Source organism: Leptothrix ochracea, from assembly GCF_041083635.1.
In the GTDB taxonomy this organism is placed as follows: domain Bacteria; phylum Pseudomonadota; class Gammaproteobacteria; order Burkholderiales; family Burkholderiaceae_C; genus Sphaerotilus; species Sphaerotilus ochraceus.
Genome location: NZ_JBFPHB010000008.1, coordinates 25,476 through 48,559 on the forward strand (window position 1 = coordinate 25,476; position 23,084 = coordinate 48,559).

Annotated in this window: 18 protein-coding genes; 8 read left to right on the forward strand and 10 right to left on the reverse strand. The window is 60.4% G+C overall.

The annotated features are described in order from the left end of the window. Nucleotides 1-19 precede the first annotated feature (19 nt). From phbB to pgeF, 4 genes are all read right to left on the reverse strand, one after another. Entirely contained in the window at nucleotides 20-757 is a 738-nt protein-coding gene (gene phbB / locus AB3X39_RS04670; protein ID WP_369416200.1) for an acetoacetyl-CoA reductase, read from the reverse strand. A gap of 36 nt (nucleotides 758-793) precedes the next feature. Further along, nucleotides 794-1,972 carry an acetyl-CoA C-acetyltransferase gene (locus AB3X39_RS04675; protein ID WP_369416201.1) on the reverse strand — a complete coding sequence of 393 codons (1,179 nt, stop codon included), beginning with the start codon at nucleotides 1,970-1,972 and terminating at the stop codon, nucleotides 794-796. 24 nt (nucleotides 1,973-1,996) lie between these two features. Next, nucleotides 1,997-3,784, reverse strand: a complete 1,788-nt coding sequence (gene phaC / locus AB3X39_RS04680) for a class I poly(R)-hydroxyalkanoic acid synthase (RefSeq protein ID WP_369416203.1) — start codon at nucleotides 3,782-3,784, stop codon at nucleotides 1,997-1,999. Between the two features lie 120 nt (nucleotides 3,785-3,904). Then, nucleotides 3,905-4,705 carry a peptidoglycan editing factor PgeF gene (gene pgeF / locus AB3X39_RS04685; protein WP_369416204.1) on the reverse strand — a complete coding sequence of 267 codons (801 nt, stop codon included), beginning with the start codon at nucleotides 4,703-4,705 and terminating at the stop codon, nucleotides 3,905-3,907. A 58-nt stretch (nucleotides 4,706-4,763) separates the two neighbouring features. Here pgeF and AB3X39_RS04690 point away from each other — a divergent pair, with 58 nt between their 5' ends. The 4 genes from AB3X39_RS04690 (at nucleotide 4,764) to AB3X39_RS04705 (ending at nucleotide 12,457) form a co-directional block, all read left to right on the forward strand. Continuing rightward, nucleotides 4,764-5,381 carry an NUDIX hydrolase gene (locus AB3X39_RS04690; protein ID WP_369416205.1) on the forward strand — a complete coding sequence of 206 codons (618 nt, stop codon included), beginning with the start codon at nucleotides 4,764-4,766 and terminating at the stop codon, nucleotides 5,379-5,381. Beyond that, the gene (locus AB3X39_RS04695) at nucleotides 5,362-7,557 is read left to right on the forward strand and encodes a type I secretion system permease/ATPase (protein WP_369416206.1); all 2,196 of its coding nucleotides are present in this window, start codon (nucleotides 5,362-5,364) and stop codon (nucleotides 7,555-7,557) included. Before AB3X39_RS04690 ends, AB3X39_RS04695 begins: the two co-directional genes overlap by 20 nt. Continuing rightward, nucleotides 7,554-8,948, forward strand: coding sequence for an HlyD family type I secretion periplasmic adaptor subunit (locus tag AB3X39_RS04700; RefSeq protein WP_369420913.1), 1,395 nt, complete (start codon nucleotides 7,554-7,556; stop codon nucleotides 8,946-8,948). The genes AB3X39_RS04695 and AB3X39_RS04700 overlap by 4 nt, the downstream gene beginning before the upstream one ends. A 113-nt stretch (nucleotides 8,949-9,061) precedes the next feature. Next, nucleotides 9,062-12,457, forward strand: coding sequence for a tandem-95 repeat protein (locus tag AB3X39_RS04705; RefSeq protein WP_369416208.1), 3,396 nt, complete (start codon nucleotides 9,062-9,064; stop codon nucleotides 12,455-12,457). A 24-nt stretch (nucleotides 12,458-12,481) separates the two neighbouring features. Here the strand turns inward: AB3X39_RS04705 and AB3X39_RS04710 are convergent, their stop codons facing one another. The 3 genes from AB3X39_RS04710 to AB3X39_RS04720 are packed head-to-tail and all read right to left on the reverse strand — an operon-like array spanning nucleotide 12,482 to nucleotide 16,154. Continuing rightward, a complete protein-coding gene (locus tag AB3X39_RS04710; protein WP_369416209.1) occupies nucleotides 12,482-14,839 on the reverse strand; it encodes a Tex family protein in 2,358 nt (785 codons plus the stop codon). A 43-nt stretch (nucleotides 14,840-14,882) separates the two neighbouring features. Next, nucleotides 14,883-15,377, reverse strand: coding sequence for a ribonuclease HI (gene rnhA, locus AB3X39_RS04715; RefSeq protein ID WP_369416210.1), 495 nt, complete (start codon nucleotides 15,375-15,377; stop codon nucleotides 14,883-14,885). Nucleotides 15,378-15,401: 24 nt separating this feature from the next. Then, complete coding sequence (locus tag AB3X39_RS04720) at nucleotides 15,402-16,154, reverse strand: class I SAM-dependent methyltransferase (RefSeq protein WP_369416211.1); 753 nt, start codon at nucleotides 16,152-16,154, stop codon at nucleotides 15,402-15,404. A gap of 9 nt (nucleotides 16,155-16,163) precedes the next feature. Here AB3X39_RS04720 and gloB point away from each other — a divergent pair, with 9 nt between their 5' ends. From gloB to crcB, 3 genes are read left to right on the forward strand one after another with little or no spacing between them, the layout of a single operon-like run. Next, nucleotides 16,164-16,937 (forward strand): hydroxyacylglutathione hydrolase, encoded by a 774-nt coding sequence (gene gloB, locus AB3X39_RS04725; RefSeq protein WP_369416212.1) that lies wholly within the window; start codon nucleotides 16,164-16,166, stop codon nucleotides 16,935-16,937. Beyond that, nucleotides 16,934-18,577 carry a transglycosylase SLT domain-containing protein gene (locus AB3X39_RS04730; RefSeq protein WP_369416213.1) on the forward strand — a complete coding sequence of 548 codons (1,644 nt, stop codon included), beginning with the start codon at nucleotides 16,934-16,936 and terminating at the stop codon, nucleotides 18,575-18,577. Before gloB ends, AB3X39_RS04730 begins: the two co-directional genes overlap by 4 nt. Before the next feature lie 21 nt (nucleotides 18,578-18,598). After that, the gene (gene crcB / locus AB3X39_RS04735; protein WP_369416214.1) at nucleotides 18,599-18,979 is read left to right on the forward strand and encodes a fluoride efflux transporter CrcB; all 381 of its coding nucleotides are present in this window, start codon (nucleotides 18,599-18,601) and stop codon (nucleotides 18,977-18,979) included. Nucleotides 18,980-19,012: 33 nt separating this feature from the next. Here the strand turns inward: crcB and recR are convergent, their stop codons facing one another. From recR to dnaX, 3 genes are read right to left on the reverse strand one after another with little or no spacing between them, the layout of a single operon-like run. Then, nucleotides 19,013-19,597, reverse strand: coding sequence for a recombination mediator RecR (gene recR, locus AB3X39_RS04740; protein WP_369416215.1), 585 nt, complete (start codon nucleotides 19,595-19,597; stop codon nucleotides 19,013-19,015). Nucleotides 19,598-19,613: 16 nt separating this feature from the next. Next, complete coding sequence (locus AB3X39_RS04745; RefSeq protein WP_369416216.1) at nucleotides 19,614-19,940, reverse strand: YbaB/EbfC family nucleoid-associated protein; 327 nt, start codon at nucleotides 19,938-19,940, stop codon at nucleotides 19,614-19,616. A gap of 49 nt (nucleotides 19,941-19,989) precedes the next feature. Beyond that, on the reverse strand, nucleotides 19,990-21,852 hold the full coding sequence (dnaX, locus tag AB3X39_RS04750; RefSeq protein ID WP_369416217.1) for a DNA polymerase III subunit gamma/tau: 1,863 nt from the start codon (nucleotides 21,850-21,852) through the stop codon (nucleotides 19,990-19,992). Between dnaX and AB3X39_RS04755 the strand changes: the two genes are divergently transcribed. Further along, the gene (locus AB3X39_RS04755) at nucleotides 21,851-23,077 is read left to right on the forward strand and encodes a multidrug effflux MFS transporter (RefSeq protein WP_369416218.1); all 1,227 of its coding nucleotides are present in this window, start codon (nucleotides 21,851-21,853) and stop codon (nucleotides 23,075-23,077) included. The two genes, dnaX and AB3X39_RS04755, sit on opposite strands and share 2 nt — an antisense overlap. Nucleotides 23,078-23,084 lie beyond the last annotated feature (7 nt).

Sequence of the window (23,084 nt, forward strand, 5' to 3'; positions counted from 1 at the left end):
TTATGGAGCTAGTTGCTCATCAGCCCATGTGCAGGCCGCCGTTGCAGCTGAAGTCAGCACCGGTGGTGAAACCGGAGTCTTCGCTGGCCAACCAAGCGCAGATGGAACCGATTTCTTCCGGTGCCCCCAGACGCTTCACGGGGATCGTGGCGACGATCTTTTCCAGCACTTCTGGCTTGATGGCGCGGACCATGTCGGTACCGATGTAGCCTGGGCTCACGGTGTTGACGGTCACGCCCTTGTTGGCCATTTCTTGAGCCAAAGCCATGGTGAAACCGTGCATACCGGCCTTGGCAGCCGAGTAGTTGGTTTGACCGGCTTGACCCTTTTCGCCGTTGACCGACGAGATCTGGATGATCCGGCCCCAGCCCTTTTCAACCATGTCAGCCACCACTTGCTTGGTGACGTTGAACATAGATGTCAGGTTGGTGCTGATCACAGCGTCCCAGTCATCACGGGTCATCTTCAAGAACATACGGTCCTTGGTGATGCCGGCGTTGTTGACCAACACGTCGATCGGGCCGTGCTCGGCCTTGGCCTTGGCAAAAGCTTCGACGGTCGAATCCCAGTCGGCCACGTTACCGACCGAAGCGTAGAAGGTGAAACCCTCAGCCTTTTGCTCGGCCAGCCACTTGTCGAAATCACGGGTCGGGCCGCAACCGGCGATGACCTTGAAGCCGTCCTTGTGCAAGCGACGGCAGATGGCGGTTCCGATGCCACCCATACCACCGGTGACGTAAGCGATTTTTTGCGACATGTCTATCTCCTCAATGGATTTAATAATGAACTTGGATCAGCGTTCGATGGTCAGGGCCACGCCCATGCCGCCACCGATACACAGCGAAGCGATGCCCTTCTTGGCATCACGACGCTGCATTTCGTGCAGCAAGGTCACCAGAATGCGGCAGCCAGAAGCACCGATCGGGTGGCCGATGGCGATGGCACCACCATTGACGTTGATCTTGCTGGTGTCCCAGCCCATTTCTTGGTTGACGGCGCAGGCTTGAGCGGCGAAGGCTTCGTTGATTTCGAGCAAGTCGAGATCAGCAGGCTTCCAGCCAGCGCGAGCCAAAGCCTTTTGCGCCGCAGGCACAGGGCCCATGCCCATATAAGCCGGGTCCAGACCGGCACTGGCGTAAGAAGCGATCCGGCCCAGGGGCTTCAAGCCCAAGGCTTCGGCCTTCTTGGCGCTCATGACCACCACGCCAGCCGAGCCGTCGTTGATGCCGGACGCATTGCCAGCGGTGACCGAGCCAGCCTTGTCGAAAGCGGGGCGCAGACCGGCCAACACCTCAGCGGTGGTTTTGCGATTGACGAATTCGTCGGTGTCAAACACCACCGGATCGCCCTTGCGCTGCGGGATCGACACGCCAACGATTTCGTCCTTGAAGCGACCAGCGTCTTGAGCGGCCACTGCCTTTTGCTGTGAAGCCAGCGCCAAAGCGTCTTGCATCTCGCGGGTGATGCCGTACTTCTTGGCGACGTTTTCAGCGGTGATGCCCATGTGGTACTGGTTGTACACGTCCCACAGACCGTCCACGATCATCGAGTCGATCAGCTTGGCATCACCCATGCGGGTGCCGTCGCGCGAACCGAGCATCACGTGCGGGCTGGCGCTCATGTTTTCTTGGCCGCCAGCGATGACGATGTCGCTGTCGCCGTCACGGATGGCTTGGGCCGCCAACATCACGGCCTTCAGGCCGGAGCCGCAGACCTTGTTGATGGTCATGGCCGGCACGCCTTGCGAAAAACCGGCCTTGATCACGGTTTGACGGGCTGGGTTTTGACCCGAACCCGCTTGCAGCACTTGGCCGAAGATCACTTCGCCAATTTGTTCGCTGCTCAGCTGGCTGCGCTTGAGCAGCTCGCGCAACACCACGGCGCCCAAATCAGGCGCGGCCACCTTGGCCAAGGAACCACCGAAACGACCCACGGCTGTGCGGGTTGCGGCAACGATCACGATATCTGTCATGGAAAGTCTCCTCTTGATGGGTCATCAAACTTTGTGTTTGACATACCGACCCGGCGCTGGTTCGATCGGCCGATATTGGGCCGTGCCGGGTGTCTTGGGTGCCGGCTCCAGAGGGCCGGCGTGCTTGGCAAGCCAGTCAGACCAATCGGTCCACCAGCTGCCGGGATGCTCGGTGGCGCTGTCCAGCCAGTCCTGCGCAGTGGCAGTGAGCTTGGGCGCCGTCCAGTAATTACGTTTTTTCTTGGCGGGCGGATTGATCACGCCGGCAATGTGGCCCGAGGCGCCGAGCACAAAGCGCTTCGGCCCCTTGAGCAACTTGGTGCCCATGAAGGCCGAGTCCCACGGCACGATGTGATCTTCGCGCGAGGCGTAGAAATACACCGGGGCCTTGATGGCGCCGAAATCAACCGCCTCACCGCAAACCGTGGCCTTGCCCGGTTCTTTGAGGTTGTTCTCAAGATAGGTGTTGCGCAGGTACCAGCAATACATCGGGCCGGGCAGATTGGTGCTGTCCGAGTTCCAGTAGAGCAAGTCGAACGGCGGCGGCGTTTCGCCCTTGAGGTAGTTGCCAACCACGTAGTTCCAGACCAGATCGTTCGGACGCAGGAAGCTGAAAGTCGAAGCCAGCTCCTTGCCCCTGAGCATGCCGGGTCCGTTCGGGGCATCCGCACCGAGGGTCATTTCACGCATCTTCACGGCGGTCTCATCGATGAAGATGTCAAGAATGCCGGTGTTGCTGAAGTCGAGCAAGGTGGTCAGCAAGGTGATGCTGGCGGCGGGTTGTTCACCGCGAGCTGCCAACACGGCCAGCGCGGTGGTCAGCAAGGTGCCGCCCACACAAAAACCCAAAGTATCGATGGTGTCTGTGCCGCCGATCTCTTGCACCACATGCACCGCCTTGATCACGGCTTGCTCAATGTAGTCGTCCCACGTGGCGCTGACCAAGCTCTCATCGGGATTGCGCCAACTCAAGACGAACACCCGATGACCTTGGGCCACGGTGTAGCGGATGAGCGAGTTGTCCGGCTGCAAGTCCATGATGTAGTACTTGTTGATGCACGGCGGCACAAACAACATCGGCTTGGCGTGGACCTGTTCGGTCAGGGGCTTGTACTCCAGCAACTGGAAGAAGTCGTTTTCAAACACCACGGTGCCTTCGGTGGTCGCCACATTGCGGCCCACTTCGAACAGGCTTTCATCGGTCTGCGACACATGACCTTGCTGGATGTCCTTCAGCAACTGCGTCACACCATGGGTGATGCTCTCGCCTTTGGTTTCGAGCGCTTTTTGCTGTGCTTCTGGATTCAGCGCCAGAAAATTTGACGGCGCGGCGGCATCGACCCATTGCTGGACGGCAAAACGCATGCGCTGACGGGTTTTCTCATCGCCTTGGACGGCGTCGGCCAAGTTCAACAAGGTGTTGGCGTTGAGCAAATAGGCCGAGGCTAGAAAGCTCGACGCCGGATTGCGTTGCCAAGCCTCGGCCGAAAAACGGCGGTCTTTGACCTTGGGCACCTCGGTCGGCGACGTCAGTGTGGTGTTCCACAAGTCCGTGAATTGACGCAGGTAATCCGTCTGAATACGCCCCAAGGCATCGGGAGCCATGCTGAGGTGGGCAAAGCCTTGAAGTGATTTGCCCAAGCTCTCACCCAACGACAAAACGGGCGTCACCAAGTCGGTCGGTGCGGCAGGTGTTGGCGCAGAGACCTTGGGCGCGGCAGCCTTCTTGGGGGCCTTAACCACGGGTTCAGCAGCGGGCGTGGTGGTGGCCGCCGATCGGGCCCGAGATGTTGTCTTGCGTGCAGTGCTCATGTCGCTCCTCCAGACACCGGCCTCAACAGATGGCAGTGTCGTGATTTCATGGATTCTTCAGGGCGACGATCGTGCACCTTGGAGCTTTCATGAATCTTGTTGTCCAGCCGTGAAAACCCTTCAGGGCTTGATCCAGATCGCGGCAGCCATGCGTCCCGTACGTCCTTCATCACGGCGATGTGAGAAGTAGCGCTCAGATTGAAGCGCGGTACACCACGTAGCATGGCTGTCATTGCCATGCACCGAAGCGAGGCCCAAGGCGTGCAACCGATCTCGCGCCAAGCCGGCCAGATCCGCAAACCACTTATCAGGGGTCGATGCGGGCACAAATCGCGCCTGTGCAGCGCCATGGCCCTTCAAGGATGCATAGACCTCGGCACCCACTTCAAAACGTGTGGGACCAATACAAGGACCGAGCCACGCCACGATGTGCTTGGGGGACGTCGCAGTTTCACAACACAGTGCTTGCACGGTGTTTTCGATGACGCCATGCGCCAAGCCGCGCCAACCGGCGTGGATGGCGGCCACACCTTGTTGCTGGGTGCGGCCCTCAGACCCCTCGTCGAGCACCGCCAACAAGATCGGCAGACAATCCGCCACCCCGACCACACAGGCCAATCCCGACTCGGTGGTGAGTGCCGCGTCGGCTTCGACGCCATGCAGATCGGCTTGACGAGCTTTTGTCAGGACTTGCGCATGGATGCCATGAACTTGACGCATCCAAACTGGATCAACGCCCAAACCAGCCGCCCAGCGCTTTCGGTTCACCGCCACGTCATCGGGGCGATCCCCCACATGATCACCGAGGTTCAATTGGTCAAAGGGTGGCTGACTGACACCACCAAGACGAGTACTGACACACGCGCCGATGCGCGCTGAAACCGGCCACACCGGGAACAAGGAAACAGGATCGTCAAGCATGTTGCCAAGGCGTGCAAAGAGCCAAGCATAGCCGGATTGAACGTTTACACTGCCGGCCATGCAGCCCATCCGCCGCATCAGGCATTGCCGCTGTTGCGGCTCCCCGGTCGAATACCGGACTCCTTCCGATGACAACCGTGAACGTGCGGTTTGTACAGCGTGTGGTGAGATCCATTATGAAAATCCGCTCAATGTGGTCGGCACCATCCCGACCTTGGCGGATCGTGTTTTGCTGTGCCGTCGTGCCATCGAACCTCGGCGAGGTTTGTGGACCTTGCCCGCTGGTTTCATGGAGCTGGGAGAAACCACGGCTGAAGGTGCACTGCGTGAAACCCACGAAGAGGCCGGAGCGCATATCGAGCTGCAAGGCTTGTTTGCCTTGATGAATCTGGCGTCCGTCGGACAAGTGCATCTTTTTTATCGCGCCCAGCTTCTCGACACGCATGTCGATCCAGGCCCAGAGACCCTGGAAGTCGCGCTGTATCGTGAAGATGAAATTCCCTGGGATACCTTGGCGTTTCGGACCGTTCGCATGGCTCTGAAGCAGTATTTCAACGACTACCGACAAGGTCGATTCGATATCCATTGTCTCGATATCGATATCGACAGCCGCTGGGCCCAAGCTCAAGAAGGCTCTTGCCCCGACCCCATCGACCATGACGGACACGACGACTAATCAAGCGCCCCCACCACTTCAGCCCCACGCGGTACCACCCAACCGCCTGCGCGAAGATCTGATCCATCCCGACCCCTTGCTGGACTGCTTGCTGGAGGTCTGTCGCCTGCACGGCGTGCATGCCTCACGTGCTTCGTTGTCCGCAGGCTTACCCATGAAAGATGGGCGACTGCCCTTGGCCATGGTCGAACGTGCAGCGGCACGGGTGGGCATGGTGGCCAAACTTCAGCGACAAAAGGACGCCATCTTTGAGGTGGCCGTGCTGCCCGTCATCATGTTGATGCACGGTGACGAAGCGTGTGTGTTTTTGGGATTCACCCCCGAGGGCGATGCGCAAGTCTTGTTGCCAGAATCCGGGCAAGGCACGGTGCTGATGCCTTGGGATGACTTGATGGCCCGCTACACCGGCCTGACGCTGTTTGTGCGGCCGCAGTTAAACACGCAAGAGCACCGAACACATCGCCGCCCCCGCTTCCAAGGGCACTGGTTTTGGAGCGCCATTTTCAGCCAACGCGGGGTCTATCAAGACATCTTGTGGGCAGCGTTGCTGATCAATCTGTTCGGGCTGGCCTTTCCCATCTTCACCATGAATGTCTACGACCGCGTGGTGCCTAACCACGGCATTGAGACGCTCTGGGCCCTGTCGATCGGGTTGTTCATCACCTTGCTGGCCGACTTGTACATGCGCAAACTGCGCAGTCGTTTCATCGATGAGGCCAGTGCGCGTATCGATGTGCGGCTCTCCGCTGTGCTGATGGAGCGGGTCTTGGGGATGCGCATGGCCGATCGGCCGGCCTCGGTGGGCTCGTTTGCCTCAAACCTGCGCGGCTTTGAGCAAGTACGCGACTTCATCGCCACCTCCACCGTCACTGCGCTGGTCGATCTCCCCTTCGGCTTGCTCTTTTTGCTGGTGTTGGCGTGGATCTCGCCTTGGCTGCTGCTGCCGGTGATCGTGGCCTTTGTCTTGATTGTCGGCTCAGGCTACGTCTTGCAATACCGGCTGCATGAACTCTCGCAGGGCACGTATGCGGCCAGTGCGCAGCGCAACGCCACCTTGGTCGAAGCCTTGGGTGGTATTGAAAGCATCAAAACTCAGCGTGCTGAAGGGGTGATCCAAGCGCGCTGGGAACGCATCAACACCCATTTGGCCTTGATGACGGTGCGGATGCGCTCGCTCTCCAGTCAAGCCAATTACGGCACCCAGTGGTTGATGCAAATGGTGTCACTGGTGGTGATCATCATCGGGGTTTACTTGATCAGTAAGCACGACTTGACCTTGGGGGCGCTGATTGCCGGTTCAACGTTGGCTTCACGCGCCCTCACCCCGGCCGGTCAGATCGTGAGCTTGCTGCTGCAATACCAAACCGCTCGCACGGCGCTCGAATCGCTCAATGAAATGATGGAACGCCCCACAGAACGCGAAACAGGTCAAACGTTCTTGCATCGCCAGCAATTGCGCGGCGAGATTGAATTTCGCGACGTGCATTTCAGCTACCCGAACCGGGATGACAGCGCCGTGAGCGGTGTGAGTTTTCGGATTCAACCGGGAGAGAAAGTCGCCTTGATCGGGCGCATCGGTTCGGGTAAATCGACCTTGCAAAAACTCATGCTGGGTCTCTACACCCCGCAGCAAGGTGCGGTGCTGATCGATGGCATCGACTTGCGACAACTGGATCCAGCCGATATCCGCGCCAACATCGGTTACGTGGGCCAAGACGTCACCTTGTTTCTCGGCAACCTGCGCGACAACATCACCTTTGGCATGCCTCACGCCGATGATCGGGCCATCCTTGCGGCGGCCGAGACGGCCGGGGTCAGCGACTGGGTGCATCAGCATCCGCGTGGTTACGACATGCCCGTGGGCGAGCGCGGTGAGTTGCTCTCGGGAGGTCAGCGCCAAGGTGTGGGCATTGCCCGCGCCGTGCTGCACAACGCACCCATGCTGCTGCTCGATGAACCAACCAGCGCGATGGATTTCTCCACGGAGGCCCAAGTGACCCAGCGCTTGGGCCACTTTGCCGAAGGCAAAACGGTGGTGTTGGTGACGCATCGCACCTCCATGCTGTCCATGGTCAACCGACTCATCGTGGTCGATGGCGGGCGCATCTTGGCCGATGGTCCGCGTGACAAGGTGATTGAGGCCCTGCAAGCAGGCCGGATTGCGAGGTCGGCATGAAGATGCGAACTGTTTTTTCTCGGTGGCTGCCCCAAAGAGCGTTGAACCGGCAGCTTGGCTCGGGGCAAGAACCCTTGGCCGACACCACAGGGGTGCGCGGCTTTGAGATCGAGGCGGAGGAGTTGTTGTCACGCCAGCGGAGTGCACGGGCGCAAAAGATTGTCCGTACGTCGGTGGTGGTGGTGGTGGTCCTGATCGCTTGGGCCGCTTGGGCTTCGATCGACGAAGTCACCCGGGGGGATGGCAAGGTCATTCCCTCGCACCAACTCCAAGTGGTGCAGTCCTTGGACGGTGGGGTGGTGTCAGAGATTTTGGTGCGCGAGGGCATGCAGGTTGAAGCCGGTCAACTGTTGCTGCGCATCGATGAAACCCGGGCAACCTCCGGTGTGCGCGAAAGTGCTGCTCAAGTTTTTGCCTTGCATATCCGCGAACTGCGCCTGAAAGCTTTGGCTGAAGGCACCGCTTTCCAGCCCCCCGCACCAGCCCCGGGGAACGCGGAAGAGGCCCAAATCATTGCTGAAGAGCGCAATCTCTATCAGTCCCGCGTTCACGAATTGCAAGCCTTGCTTTCGATCAACCACCAGCAAGTGGCGCAGAAGGAGCAGGAATTGATCGAAGTCCGCTCACGACGAAGCACGGCTCAAAGCTCACTGGCTCTGACACAGAAAGAACTTCAAACCATGCGCCCTTTGTTGCGTAGCGGTTCGGTGTCCGAGCTCGACATCTTGCGCCTCGAACGCGAAGTGGTTCGGCAAAAGGGCGACTTTGAACAAAGCACGGCCACCATCGCTCGTGTGCAGTCGGCCATTTCAGAGGCTCAAAGGAAGACCCAAGAAACGGAGTTGTCGTTTAGAAACGACGCTCGCAAAGAGCTTTCTGACGTGCTTGGTCGCTTGAATGCCCTCAATCAGGGGGCGGTGGCGTTGGCAGACAAGGTGGACAAAGCGCAAGTCAAGTCGCCGGTGCGTGGTCGTGTTCAACGACTGCTGGCCAATACCGTGGGTGGCGTGGTCCAACCCGGCAAAGATTTGGTGGAGATCGTGCCGCTGGATGATGCGTTGGTCTTGGAGACCAAAGTTCAACCCAAAGACATTGCTTTTATCCATCCAGGTCAGATCGCCACGGTCAAGTTCTCGTCGTATGACTTCTCGATTTATGGTGGACTGGAAGCCAAAGTTGAGAACATCAGCCCGGATACCCAAGTGGATGAGCGTGGCAATGCGTTCTACGTGATCCGTGTGCGGACCGAGCATCCCAATTTGAGCGAAAGCATGCCCATCATTGCGGGTATGACCGCCGAAGTGGACATCCTGACCGGCAAGAAATCCGTGTTGGGTTATTTGCTGAAACCGGTCTTGAAAGCACACGCTTACGCATTGCGCGAACGTTGACATTGCAAGATTGAGAGCCCCCATCAATCCGGGTATCCTTGCGCCAAGGATGGAATCGTTGCGGGTAAAGCGCTGACTTTTGACCTGCGCTGCACACCAAAGAGAGGTACGAGATGACGACCAAACACATCAGACACACCACCGCTCGCCCCCACGTTCAGCCCAAGGGCGTGAATGCTGGCGCCATTGATCCAGGGTGGGCGCAGGTCTATCTCGATCAAAACTACGTGCCAGCTCGCTTGCCGGAAGGGCCGGTGCTGTTCATCGCTGGCTCGGCCATCATCCGCAAGGCCGATGGCACGATCAGTTTGCTCAAGGTCGATGACATCGTGAGCAAGGGCGATGTTGTCATGACGTCCCCGGATGGGATCGTACAAATCCAAGGGACGTTGCCACTTGAAACTGGGGCCATCACCAATAATCCACCCTCCAACGTTTTGGGTGACGGCGGCGAGCTCGCCTATGCGGGTTTGGCGGTTGATCGCATCAATGAGACGGTCAGCCCGCAGACTTTTAGCCACGCCATGGCTGCGCGGGCCCTGCCCTTGGCCACACCGATTGCACTCACACAAGTGCCCGGGGCCCTTAACCACGCACCGATCTACAGTGACACAGGCAACCCAAACTTTGATCCGGCCACCGGCAACTACAACCTGACCATCCCTGAAGACACCACCGTCAACGGACGGGTGGTGGCCACGGATCCGGATGGTGATGCGGTCAGCTACTTTACCGGGTCCAACCCAGGTCACGGTGCCGTGAGCGTCAATCCGGACGGTACGTGGACGTACACGCCCGCTGCCAATTTCAACGGCACCGACAGCTTCACCGTTGTGGCTTCTGACGGTCGTGGTGGACAAAGCACGTCGACAATCACCATTGGCGTCACGCCGGTCAATGATCCACCCGACACACAGAACATCACGGCCAACGGCATTGAAGATCCGGTGGCACCGGTGGCTGTGCAGTTCTCTGGCACCGATGTGGACAATGCCGTCATTGGCTTCCATGTCCTCACCCTGCCGCTGGCCACGGAAGGTGTGCTGTACAAAGATGTGGCCATGACTCAGCCCGTGGTGGCGGGTGACGTGCTCAGTGGCCCGGCGTACTTCATGCCGGCACCCAATTGGAACGGCACCACAACACTCAGTTACGCCGCCATCGATGCGGCCAATGCCGAAGATCCGACACCTGCCACGGCCACCATCGTCATCAGTCCGGTGAACGATCCTCCGGTCGTGACCCTCCCGACTGTGCCCTCCAACAATGGTCAAGTCACCACGCCGGAAGACACGCCTTACACCTTCAGTGGTTCGGGCAACACGATCTCCGTGAGTGATCCGGATAACACCACCGCGTCGGTCAGTCTGAATGTTGGCAATGGGGTGCTGAATGTCGGCACGTTGCCCACGTTGACAGTCTCGAACAATGGCACCCCGATCGTCACCATCAGCGGACCTATTGCCGATATCAATACGGTGCTGAGTGGGTTGAAGTACACCCCCAAACCCGACTGGAACGGCAGTGATCTGCTGACGGTCACCAGCACGGACCCTTTGGGTGCTGTCGCGACCGGGACCAAGCCGATCACCGTCACACCAATCACGGACAGCAAGCCCGACTTCAGCGTGACCTTTGAGGACATTCCGCTGGTCAATGTGAATCTGATCCAAAACGACGGATTCTCGACAACACCGCTCAGCAAGGTGGTGATCTGGACGTTGCAAGATACCAGTCCAACCCACTCGGCATCGCACTTCATTGACTACGGAACGGTCACGCAGGATCCAACCACCGGGGCGATTTTGTCGTACACCGGCGGTATCCCGGTCTACGATTCGGCAGACCACTATGCCGGTCAGATCATTTCCGTCAGCCGTGTTCCTCAGGGTCTCAATGAGGTGCTGACCTTCATCCCGGCACCGAACTACAACAATGCCGACCCCAATGGCAACCCGCTGATTGATCCGGCCACAGGCCACCCGATTTCCTTGGTTGTGAACTATCAGGTCGCGCCAGACTATGGCAGCGGCGTAATGACGGCCGGTGCGGAAACAAACACTTGGTCGATCATCGTGAAGATGGTCAACGATATACCGGTCTATCAACAGACGCAGCTTTCACCGAACTTCTCTGCGATACCGAGTGCGACACTTGGCGGACAGGCTGCCTACGAGTACAACCAACAGGTCATGGAGGACAGTAATCCGACAGCTAATGCTTCCAACACCGGTCAAGTGCACGCGGTGGACGTCGAGGATGGTTCGCTGACGTCTGGGTATCGGTTGCTGCTGCCCGACGGCAGTCTCGCGACCAGTGGCACCACCACCCACGGCGGCGCCATCGTTGTCAACAATGACGGGACGTGGCAATACACGCCAAGCGCCAATTTCAACGGCCTCGATTCGTTCCAAGTGCAGGTCTCTGACAGCAATGGCGCAGCCGTGAACACCACAGTCAAGCTCGGGGTGACGGCCGTCAATGATGCACCGGTGTTCAATAATATTACCTACACCGCAGCAACACCCGAAGATACGCAAACCACCGGCGTGGTTCAGGCCACAGACGTCGATATCGCCCTTGGAGACAAAAGCCAGTGGCTGGTTTACAGCTTGGGTTCGACCGCTGGTATGCAGCTCGGTAGCGTGGTCGGTGTGACCCAAGATGGCCACTGGACGTATCAGCCTGCGCCCAACTTCTTTGGCACCGAAAGCTTCCAGATCGTCGTCAATGACAACTCGGGCGCCGGTAACGCCACAGCGATCACCACCGTGACGGTCAACGTCTCACCGGTCAATGATCCGCCCGTCTTCATCACGACACCGACAGATCCGTTGACGCCTGGGTTTAATACGGGCACGTTGAACTACAACTACAGTGTTCCGGGCAACACGGCCGTCATCACGGACAAGGTCAGCGCCTTCGACGTGGATGGTGATCCGGTCACTTTCAGCCTTGTGATGGCACCCAATGTGCCGGGAGCACTGACGCAGCCGGTGGTGAATGTCAACCCCGACGGCACGTGGTCTTACACCCCGGCGGTCATGCCAGCCGGCAATCCCACCCCGTTCTATGTGGGTGGGGACTCCTTCGCGATCCGGGCCAATGATGGGCATGGGGGCACCGCAACGACGACGATTCAGCTTGATCTGACCAATCCTGCGGCCATCCCGACGCCGGTGGCTGCTGCCGGTGTTGCACCAGCTGTTCTGATTCATCCGGCCGGTCATGTCTCCGCACTGAGTCTGGGTGATGTGCTTGGCCCCGCTCAGGATAGTGCTTGGTCGCTTGATCACCTGCTCAGCAATTTGGGGCCCTCCCCTGCAAGCACGCCTCTTGCCACGACCACCAGTGCTCCCATCGGCGCGCCAACCAGTTCACCGGGGGTCACGCATGCGACAGATGCGCTCTCCGCCATGAGCTTCGTCGGCCCGACCGATCCCTTGGGCGCCACGCTCCACATCTTGAACCAGACCCAGCAGCAAAACCATCATGGTGGCGGGGCCTAAGGCCCCGGCTCCGATCTGGCTGGGTTAACGCCGTCCTTGCAGCTTGGCAAAGGCGGCGGCCATCGCGCTCCCCGGGTTCGTCGCCTGCGGAGCGCTTCTTTTTGCGCTGGGTGATGGTGATCGTGATGGCGATGAACGCTCATGAGCGGCCTGTGCACCACGCGGGGCCGCAGTGTCGAGCTTCATGGTGAGCGAGATGCGTTTGCGCGCCAGATCGACCTCCATCACCTTGACTTTGACGATGTCGCCGGTCTTGACCACGTCGCGGGCGTCGTTGACGAACTTGTTCGACAGCTGACTGACATGCACCAAGCCATCTTGGTGGACGCCCAAGTCGATAAAAGCGCCGAACTGCGCCACGTTGCTCACGGTGCCTTCCAGCACCATGCCGACGCTCAAATCCTTCAGATCTTGCACACCGTCGGTCAAACGGGCCACCTTGAAGTCAGGGCGCGGATCGCGGCCCGGCTTTTCGAGCTCGGCCAAGACGTCCTTGACGGTGATGGCCCCAAAGCGTTCATCGACAAACATCTCGGGACGCAAAGTTTTGAGCACCTCGCTGCGGCCCAGCAACTCGGGCAAGGGCTTGCCCGCTTGGGTGAGTATTTTTTCAACCAGCGGGTAGGTTTCGGGGTGAACACCCGAGTTATCGAGCGGGTTCTCGCCGCCGGGAATGCGCAAAAAGCCGGCGGATTGCTCAAAGGTTTTCGGCCCCAAGCCGTTCACATCCAGCAGCTGTTTGCGGTTGCGAAACGCGCCGTGTGCGTCGCGCCAGCGCACGATGTTGCCGGCAACAGTGCTTGAAAGACCTGAAACACGCGCCAACAAGGTGCTAGAGGCGGTGTTCAGATCGACACCAACCGCGTTCACGCAGTCTTCAACCACCGCGTCCAAGCTGCGCGCCAAGCCGCTTTGATGCACGTCGTGCTGATACTGGCCCACACCGATGCTCTTCGGATCGATCTTGACCAGCTCAGCCAGCGGATCTTGCAAGCGCCGGGCAATCGAGACCGCACCGCGCAAACTGACATCCAAATCAGGCAGCTCTTTCGAGGCAAATTCGCTGGCGGAGTAGACCGAGGCGCCCGCCTCGCTCACCACGACTTTTTGAAGACCGACCGCTGACCCTTCGACAGGCTCAGGGCGAACGGGTGAAGACTTGAGGCGCTGGATCAGATCAGCAGCAAGCTTGTCGGTCTCGCGGCTGGCGGTGCCGTTGCCGATGGCCATCAAGTTGACACCGTGGGTGGCACAGAGCCTGGCCAAGGTCTGTAAGGAGCCCTCCCAATCGCGCCGGGGCTCGTGGGGGTAGACCGTGGCGGTATCGAGCACCTTGCCGGTGTCACTCACCACGGCGACCTTCACGCCGGTGCGGATGCCGGGGTCCAGCCCCATCACCACCCGCTTGCCCGCCGGAGCCGCCAAGAGCAGATCGCGCAGGTTCTCGGCAAACACCTTGATCGCCACGCCTTCAGCGGCTTCGCGCAGTCGGGTGAAGAGATCGCGCTCCAAGCTCAAAGAGAGTTTGACCTTCCATGTCCAAGCGATGGTCTTGCGGATCAAATCGTCGCTGGGTCGCTTGGCGTGGCTCCAGCCCAAATGAATGGCAATCCGGCCTTCGGCCATCGAGATTTGGCCGGGCACCAGCACTTCATCCAAGACCAATTTAGCGTCCAACATTTCCAAGGTGCGGCCCCGGAACACCGCCAAAGCGCGGTGTGACGGCACACGGTGGATGGGCTCGCTGTAGTCGAAATAGTCGCGGAACTTGGCCACATCGGCGTTGTTTTCGTCCTTGCCGCTGGCCCGCTTGGACTGCAAAAGCCCATCGCTCCAGAGCCACTCCCGCAAGCTGCCCACCAAAGCAGCGTCTTCGGCCCAACGCTCTGAGAGCAAATCGCGCACCCCGTCGAGCACCGCTGCGACATCGGCAAAACCTGCCTCTGGTTGGATGAAGGCTGCGGCCTCAGCCTGCGGGTCCAGCGTGGGGTTGACAAACAACTTGTCAGCCAGCGGCTCCAACCCAGCTTCGCGGGCGATCATGCCCTTGGTGCGCCGCTTGGTTTTATAGGGCAGATAAAGGTCTTCCAGCTCCTGCTTGGTCGGGGCCGCTTCGATGGCGGCGCGCAGCTCCGGGCTGAGCTTGCCTTGCTCGTCGATCAGTTTCAGCACCGCTGCACGGCGTTCTTCGAGTTCACGCAAGTAGCCCAAGCGCGCTTCAAGGTCGCGCAATTGGCTGTCATCCAAGCCGTCGGTGGCTTCTTTGCGATAGCGGGCGATGAAGGGCACGGTGGCTCCGCCATCGAGCAGCTGCACCGCAGCGTTGACTTGCGCTGGGCGAACCGAGAGTTCGGCGGCAATCTGAAGCAGGATCTTGTCCAAGGTGCAAAGCAGGAGTTAGAGAGGCGCCGCAGTTTGCCACGCCTCAACGCGGGCCGCCGGGCTCCTCGACCCCCCGGTTGGCCAGTTCGTCGGCCTTTTCATTGCCAGGGTCCCCCGCGTGGCCCTTGACCCAGCGCCAGTCGATGCTGTGCAGGGTTGAGAGCGCTTCAAGGCGTTGCCACAGATCCATGTTCTTCACCGGCTTGCCGTCGGCCGTCTTCCAGCCGCGTTTTTTCCAGCCGTGGATCCACGTCATGATGCCGTTGCGCACGTACTCGCTATCCGTGTGGATCGTGATGTTGCAGTTGCGCTTCAAACTGGCCAAGGCTTCGATCACGGCGGTGAGTTCCATGCGGTTGTTGGTGGTGAGTGCTTCACCGCCAAACAGCTCTTTCTCATGGGTGCCGTTTTTAAGCCAAGCGCCCCAGCCGCCTCGGCCAGGGTTGCCCTTGCAAGCGCCGTCGGTGTAGATCACCACCTCGGGGCGAGCGATTTTTGGGGGAGACGGTGACATCGGGGCAGCAGGGGACGTGGTCATATAGCAAGGACAAGGGTTCGTTTTTCAAGGGGTGGATTGTCGCGGTGTTGTAGCCGCTGCCGCAGGCATCGGCCGTAAGGGCGTGGCGCGACGCGGCTGGATCAGATGCACGCCGTGGACGCGCTTGACCGCCTCCATGGCATAGACCGCACCCAGCACCGGCCAAGCATGCGCGCCGACCCGGTCCAGCCAAGCACAACGATCCAACCAGGTTTGGCTCATGAGCGGCGGCCGGTAGCAGCCAAAGCGCTCTTGCTCAATCTCGAACCCGAGCAAATGCAACCAATCACGAACACGCCGATGACCGATCCAAGCCGAGCGTGTCACGGCGGACACCCCATCCGTGCGCTGGCGCTGCCAAGCCCAAAGGCCCACCGGATTGAAACCGATCAAGATGAGTCGCCCGTCAGCCACCAACACGCGTTCGGCCTCGCGCAGGGTATGGTGCGGGTCGCGCGCCAACTCTAGGGTGTGCGGCATCAGCATCAGATCCAAGCTGGCCGAGGGGAACGGCAGGGTATCGAAGTTGGCACGCAGCGCTGCATGGCGACTGATCGGACTGTCCTCGTCATCCACCCGCCAGCGGTGGGGCATGCGGTTGGTCCGCAGGCCTTCAAGCGCCGGCCAGCCAAGCTGCACAGCATGAAAACCAAACAGATCGCCGACCCAACCGTCCATCAACGCTTGCTCCCACGCCAGGAGGTAGCGCCCCGGCGGGGTTTGGCATCCGAGGGGCAGTAAAGGGTCAATCTCTATAATCGGCGTGACTTTAGTCATGATTCCTGCATGAAACTGCTTGCCTTACCTGCGTTTGACGACAACTACATCTGGCTGCTGCACGACGGCCAGGACGCCGTTGTGGTCGATCCGGGTGAGGCGGAACCCGTGTTGGCCGTGCTGCGACAGCATGCATTGCGACTTGCGGCGATTTTAGTGACGCACCACCACACCGATCACATCGGTGGGCTGGACGCGTTGCAAACGGCCCTTGGAACGATACCGATCTACGGCCCCTCACGTGAAGGCTTGGTGGGCATGGCCACCACCCCGGCCGATGGGCAGCGCTTCGACTGGCTGGGGCTCGATTGGCAAGTGCTGGAGGTGCCGGGGCATACCCTCGATCACTTGGCCTATATCGTCCACATGCCTGATGAGTCGCCTGTTCTTTTCTGCGGTGACACCCTGTTTTCAGCGGGTTGTGGCCGCCTGTTTGAAGGCTCACCTGGGCAGATGTTTGCATCCTTGCAGCGCCTTGCTGCCTTACCTTTGGATACAAGGATCTGTTGTGCCCATGAGTACACCCTCGCCAATTTAAGGTTTGCGCAGCTTATCGAGCCCGATAATGTGCACCTTGTCACGTACGTCGCACTGTGTCAGCGGCGGCGGGCAGCACGGGAAAGCACCCTGCCTGCCCGGCTCGATACCGAGCTCAAGATCAATCCGTTCCTGCGTTGTCACCAACCCGCCGTGGTTGCTGCCGCTCAGGCTCATGGTGCGAACAGCCCTGATCCCTCGTCAGTGTTCGCAGCTCTACGCCAATGGAAGAACCATTTCCGATGACGTCCTGCTTTCGTCTTAAACCGCTGGCCCTGTTGATGGGCACCGTTCTTACCCTGCTGAGCAGTCTCGGCACCGCCCACGCCGCCGTCCATCCCGATGGCACGCTCATACCGTCTCCGATTCGGCCCTTGTTGCCGCCCACGCTTGGCCAAGGTTTGCCCGTCATTCCGGCGTTGCTGCTGCGGCCAGGCGAGGACCCGATCCTCACATCGATCGAATCGCTCGATCCCCCACCTTTGCTGCGGGATCCTTTGTTGACCGTGATCCCCCCCCTGCTGGCCGCACCCATGGGCTTGATGGCGGAATCTGAACCCGCGCCCTCCCCCATCACGGCCCCCCAAGTGGTCGTCAGCAGCGAAGCCATGGACGGCTTTTTCTCGCCGGTGGACCCCATCGATCCGAAACGCATCCCCCGTCTTGGCGACACAAGCATCCACACCGATTTGTGGTCGCGCGTGCGTTCGGGGTTTGGTATGGGCACGATGAGCAGTGGCGCCTTGTCGAACTTGGTGCAGCAACACGAGCAGCGCTTCACCGCCCAAGCTGATTTGCTGAACAAGGCGCTGGAGCGCGGCTCACGCTATCTGTTCCATATCGTGGACGAAGTGCAAAAGCGTGGCATGCCCACCGAACTGGCTTTGCTGCCCTTCATCGAAAGTGCCTTCAACCCCCAAGCCACCTCATCGGCACGGGCGACCGGCATGTGGCAATTCATGGCGCAGACCGGCCGCCATCTGGACTTGAAGCAAAGCATGTTCCGCGATGATCGCCGCGACGTGTTGGCCTCAACGCGGGCCGCGCTCGATTACTTGACGCAACTCAAGCAAAGGTTCGGCACTTGGCCGCTGGCTTTGGCCGCCTACAACTGGGGCGAAGGCAACCTGCACCGCGCCATCCAGCGCAGCAGCCGTGGGGGGCACACGCCTGATTTGGCCAACTTGATCATGCCCAAGGAAACCCGCAACTACGTGCCCAAGTTGCTGGCCATTCGCAACGTGATCAACCGACCGCAAGATTTCGCCCTGACCCTGCCCAAGCTGGAAAACCATCCCTACTTCCTGAGCGTGCCGGTCAAATGGGACATGGATGTCGAGTTGGTGGTGCACTTGGCCGAAATGAGCATGGAGGAGTTCAAGAGCTTGAACCCCTCCCTCAACCGCCCGGTCATCTTGGCTGCGGGCACCCCGCAAGTGCTCTTGCCCTTTGACAACACCGACCGATTCCTCAGCAATTTGGTGCTTTACCAAGGTGAGTTGTCGCATTGGACGGCATGGACGGCACCGCACACCATGGGTGCGGCTGAAGCGGCGCGTCAAACCGGCATGACCGAAGCCCAATTGTGCGAAGTCAATGTCATCCCGCCACGGATGTTGATCAAAGCCGGTTCAACCTTGCTGGTGGCGCGTGACGCCCAGCGCAGCGATGACAACGTCTCCGAGCATCTGGCCGACAACGCCTTCATGCATTTGATGCCCGAGGCCGGTGGTGGACGTCGCCATGCCGCGCACAAGACCTCCGGTCGGACCCGCAGCGCCCATCTACGCGACAAGCGTCAAACCGCATCGGCGGCGCGTAGTGCCAAGAATGCCCGGGCTCACGCCAGCACCCCTGTGACCCGCCAACTCGCGACCAAGAACTAAGCGGCTGCGGCAGATCAAAGCATGTTGACGTCCATCCTTGCCATCAGCGTTGGCGCCGCTTTGGGGGCGGTGTCCCGCTGGTTGTTAGGCACGACGCTCAACGCCTTGTTCCCCACCATCCCCCCGGGAACCCTGGCAGCAAACTTGATCGGTGGCTATCTGATCGGCGTGGCGGTGGCGGTCTTCGCCAACCAACCCAATTTGCCGCCCGAGTGGCGTTTGTTCATCATCACCGGCTTTCTTGGCGGCCTGACCACCTTCTCGACCTTCTCCGCCGAAGTCGTCAGCCTGCTCCAACAAGGCCGCATCCTTTGGGCCGGCACCGCCATCAGCGTCCACCTCATTGGCTCGCTTGCCATGACCATGCTCGGCTTGGCCACGGTCGCACTGTTGAAACGCTGAATGTGTTGGTGAGCTTGCTGGTGAGGGCTGGGCTTAGCGCCGATCCCGCAGGGCATGCGCGATGGTGCTGATATCGACGTATTCGAGTTCGCTGCCGACGGGCACGCCTCGGGCGAGGCGGGTGATGCTGAGGGCGGGGATGTTTTTGAAGGCTTCGCTGATGATGTGGGCCGTGACTTCACCTTCGGCGGTGAAACTGGTGGCGACGATCAGTTCGCGGATTTCGCCTTCTTGGATGCGTTTGATCAAAGCCGGCAGGCCGATGTCACGCACGCTTTTGCCGTCGAGCGGACTCAAACGACCCATCAAGACAAAATAGCGGCCCCGGTAGCTGCCGGTGCGTTCAACAGCCGCTTGATCGGAAGGGGTTTCGACGACGCAGAGTTGCTGCGCATCACGGGCCGGATTCAGGCACGTTGGGCAGACCGGCTGCTCAGAAAAGGTGTGACAGCGTTCGCAGTGCTGCACGCTGTGCACCGCCTTTTCCAGCGCCTCGGCCAGACGGTGAGCGCCGTCGCGGTCGTGCTGCAAGAGGTGATAGGCCATGCGCTGCGCCGACTTGATGCCCACACCGGGCAGGCGACGCAAGCCCTCGATCAAGTTGTCGAGATCGTTCATGGCGCGGATGCTGACCTCAGAAAGGCAACTTCATGCCTGGCGGCAACGACATGCCAGCGCTGAGCTTGCCCATCTTTTCTTCACTCAGGGCTTCGGCGCGGCGCAGGCCGTCGTTGAAAGCCGCTGCCACCAAGTCTTCCAGCATGTCCTTGTCGTCGGCCAGCAAGCTGGGGTCGATGGTGATGCGCTTGACGTCATGCTTGCAGGTCATCACCACCTTGACCAAGCCTGCGCCCGATTGACCTTCGACCTCAATCTTGCCCAGCTCTTCTTGGGCCTTCTTGATGTTGTCTTGCATGGCTTGGGCTTGTTTCATCAGCCCAGCGATCTGTCCTTTGAACATGGATGTCCTCTTTCAGTGAATAAACGGGTCAAAAATCAGCTTGATCGGTTCAGAGCGCTCGGATCGAACCCGGCACGATGCGCGATTGCGGAAAGCGGGCCAGCAGGTTCTGCACCAAGGGATCGGCTTGAATGGTCTGCTCAGCCTCGACTTGCTTGCGGGCCCGATCAGCAGCGTCGCGCTTGGCGACACTGTCGCTGACGGCGCCCACTTGGATCTGTAAACCAAGCTCGCCCACCTCGGGACTGGCTTGCATGGCGCTCAACAGCCGGTCGCGGTAGCCGTTCTGGCGCAAGGTCTCGCGTTCCACTTGCAACACCCAGCACGGCGGGCTGGCTTGAGCGTCGATGCGCACGCACCCGGCTTGCATCACCAACTCACGGGTCATGGCCGTCACCGCCCCTCGGGTGATCAGGCTGCGCGCCACCGCGATCCAGCGCTCTTGATCCGCGCCGCTGGCCACCGCATCGGTGGATGCCAAGGCCGCCGGGACCACCGGCCCAGCCTGAACCACAGGCGCCATGCGCACAGGGGCCTCTTGGACCGGAGCAGCGGCGTATTCCTCGGGCAGTTCTTCCCACGGGGGGATGGAGCTGCCGCTGCTGGGCGCGGTGGTGGTGGTCGTGGCCGCAGCAGCGGGACTTGGCACCGCTATCCGTTCGCCCTGAGCTTGTCGAAGGGCCGGGGCTGATGAGGCCGGCGTTGCCGTTGCCGGGCGCGGGGCTTCGACAGGCTCAGCCCGAACGGGTGTGTTCACCACAGGACTAGGAACAGGTGTAGGCGTTGGAGCGGGCGCCGGCTTGGCCGCGCCACTCTCGGGCCGGAACGCCAGCAAGCGCAGCAGCACCATCACCAAGCCGCTGTATTCGTCCGGGGCCAAGTTGAGTTCGTTGCGACCGTGCAGGCTCACGCTGTAGAGCAGTTGAGTCTCATCGGCGGCCAGCTGGGCGGCCAAAGCGACGATGGCTTCGGTTTGCGGGTCGTTGGGGTCGAGTGCACCGGGCACCGCTTGTTGCACCGCCATGTGCTGAGCCAACAAGGCCAGTTCTTCCAAGGTGCCGGCTGCCGAGAGGCCCAGAGCGCGCAATTGATCGGCGATCTGCACCAAAGCTGCGCCATCACCACGCACCAAAGCTTCGACAATGCGCACCACGTGGCTGCGGTCCACCGCCCCGAGCATGTTGCGCACAACAGCCTCTTGCAGCGAGCCGCCTGCATAGGCGATGGCCTGATCGGTGAGCGAGAGCGCGTCGCGCATCGAACCGCGCGCCGCGCGCGCCATCAAACGCAATGCACCGACTTCAAAGGGCACGGCTTCTTGGGTCAGCACCGTGGCCAAGTGTTCTTGGATGGTCTGCGGTGCCATGGGCCGCAGGTTGAACTGCAAGCAGCGGCTCAGCACCGTGACCGGCACTTTTTGCGGGTCGGTGGTCGCTAAAACGAACTTGAGATATTCGGGCGGCTCTTCGAGCGTCTTGAGCATCGCGTTGAAGGCCGTCGTGGTCAGCATGTGGACTTCGTCGATCATGTAGACCTTGAAGCGCCCCACCACGGGTTTGTAAACCGCCTGATCCAGCAACTGGCTGATCTCGTCCACACCGCGATTGGAAGCCGCGTCGAGTTCGATGTAATCGACAAAGCGCCCGGCGTCGATCGCCCGACACGCTTCACACACCCCGCACGGTGATGCCGTGATGCCGCTCTGCCCGTCCACCCCGGTGCAGTTGAGGCTCTTGGCCAAAATGCGCGACACCGTCGTCTTGCCCACCCCGCGTGTGCCGGTGAACAAATAGGCGTGGTGCAGTCGCTGCTGGGTCAGCGCATTGCCCAGGGCCTGAACCACATGCTCCTGCCCCACCATCTCAGAAAAACTGCGCGGTCGGTATTTACGGGCAAGGACAATATAGGTCATGAATCAAGGGCTAAAGAATCAAGGACAAAAGCGGTGGGCGCTGCATTCTAAGGGTGGGGCGGCACCGTTCTGGCTGCTGGCGCTGATCACTTTCTCTGGCACCTTGGCGATGCACCTGTTTGTGCCCGCTTTGCCTGACGCTGCGCGTCATTTTGGGGTGAGCAACGCTGCCATGCAAATGACCATCACGGTCTACATCACCGGCTTGGCAGCTGGGCAGCTGATCTATGGCCCCTTGGCCGATGGTTTGGGGCGGCGCCCGCCACTGCTGGTGGGTTTGGCCCTGTATGCCAGCGCGGGGTTGATGGCTGCTTTGTCGCAGGACGTGCCCAGCTTGGTGGGGGCCCGTTTGATGCAATCGCTGGGCGGCTGTGCCGGGTTGGTGATGGGCCGGGTGGTCGTGCGCGATGCCTCACCGCCCGAGGATCTTGCGCGCAACATGGCCTCATTGAGCTTGATTTTGATGATGGGCTCCGGCGTGGCCCCCACCTTGGGCTCCGTGCTTGCCACCTTCTTGGGCTGGCGTGCCATCTTTGGCGTGTTGGCTTGCTTGGGCCTGATCACGTTCATCGCCACGTGGTTCTTGCTGCCAGAAACCGGCCAGCCCACCGGCCGCGTGCGCTTTGCCCCGATGGTGCGTGACTACAGCCGCTTGCTGCGTTCGCCCTCGTTCATGGGCTTTGCCATCAACGGCAGTTGCTCCACCTCGTCGATGTATGCCTTTGTGGTGGCCGCACCATTCATCTTCTCGACCCAATTGCACCGCCCAATGCACGAAGCGGGCTTATCGATGGGTGCTTTGATCGTCAGCATGTCGCTTGGAACGCTGTTGATGCGCAACTTTGGGCACCGCGTGCGGGTGGAGCATGTGTTGATGGGCGCCAACCTGATCAGTCTGGCCAGTGCCCTCACCTTGCTTGCCGTCACCTTGATGGGCACGCTGACGGTCTTCTCGCTGATGGCCCCGATGTTGATCCTGACCGTGGCCGCTGGCGCTGCCAGCCCCGCCAACATGACCGAATCGTTGGGGTCGGCCCCGACCCACTTGGTGGGTTCAGCCTCCGGGCTCTACGGCTTTTTGCAAATGGCGGTCGGCGCACTCAGCACCGTCGCCGTCGGCCTGATCGACCACCCCGCCACCGGCGTCGCCACCGTCTTGACGGCGGCCCTGCTCATCGGCCAAGGGGGGCTGTGGATCGGACGAAGCCGGGGGATGACATGCTGAAAACTTC

Bases quoted from the DNA above. Each gene is read 5' to 3' on its own strand.
- phbB (WP_369416200.1), bottom strand. From the start codon at position 757: ATGTCGCAAAAAATCGCTTACGTCACCGGTGGTATGGGTGGCATCGGA.
- AB3X39_RS04675 (WP_369416201.1), bottom strand. From the start codon at position 1,972: ATGACAGATATCGTGATCGTTGCCGCAACCCGCACAGCCGTGGGTCGT.
- phaC (WP_369416203.1), bottom strand. From the start codon at position 3,784: ATGAGCACTGCACGCAAGACAACATCTCGGGCCCGATCGGCGGCCACC.
- pgeF (WP_369416204.1), bottom strand. From the start codon at position 4,705: ATGCTTGACGATCCTGTTTCCTTGTTCCCGGTGTGGCCGGTTTCAGCG.
- AB3X39_RS04690 (WP_369416205.1), top strand. From the start codon at position 4,764: ATGCAGCCCATCCGCCGCATCAGGCATTGCCGCTGTTGCGGCTCCCCG.
- AB3X39_RS04695 (WP_369416206.1), top strand. From the start codon at position 5,362: ATGACGGACACGACGACTAATCAAGCGCCCCCACCACTTCAGCCCCAC.
- AB3X39_RS04700 (WP_369420913.1), top strand. From the start codon at position 7,554: ATGAAGATGCGAACTGTTTTTTCTCGGTGGCTGCCCCAAAGAGCGTTG.
- AB3X39_RS04705 (WP_369416208.1), top strand. From the start codon at position 9,062: ATGACGACCAAACACATCAGACACACCACCGCTCGCCCCCACGTTCAG.
- rnhA (WP_369416210.1), bottom strand. From the start codon at position 15,377: ATGACCACGTCCCCTGCTGCCCCGATGTCACCGTCTCCCCCAAAAATC.
- AB3X39_RS04720 (WP_369416211.1), bottom strand. From the start codon at position 16,154: ATGACTAAAGTCACGCCGATTATAGAGATTGACCCTTTACTGCCCCTC.
- gloB (WP_369416212.1), top strand. From the start codon at position 16,164: ATGAAACTGCTTGCCTTACCTGCGTTTGACGACAACTACATCTGGCTG.
- AB3X39_RS04730 (WP_369416213.1), top strand. From the start codon at position 16,934: ATGACGTCCTGCTTTCGTCTTAAACCGCTGGCCCTGTTGATGGGCACC.
- crcB (WP_369416214.1), top strand. From the start codon at position 18,599: ATGTTGACGTCCATCCTTGCCATCAGCGTTGGCGCCGCTTTGGGGGCG.
- recR (WP_369416215.1), bottom strand. From the start codon at position 19,597: ATGAACGATCTCGACAACTTGATCGAGGGCTTGCGTCGCCTGCCCGGT.
- AB3X39_RS04745 (WP_369416216.1), bottom strand. From the start codon at position 19,940: ATGTTCAAAGGACAGATCGCTGGGCTGATGAAACAAGCCCAAGCCATG.
- AB3X39_RS04755 (WP_369416218.1), top strand. From the start codon at position 21,851: ATGAATCAAGGGCTAAAGAATCAAGGACAAAAGCGGTGGGCGCTGCAT.
- dnaX (WP_369416217.1), bottom strand. From the start codon at position 21,852: ATGACCTATATTGTCCTTGCCCGTAAATACCGACCGCGCAGTTTTTCT.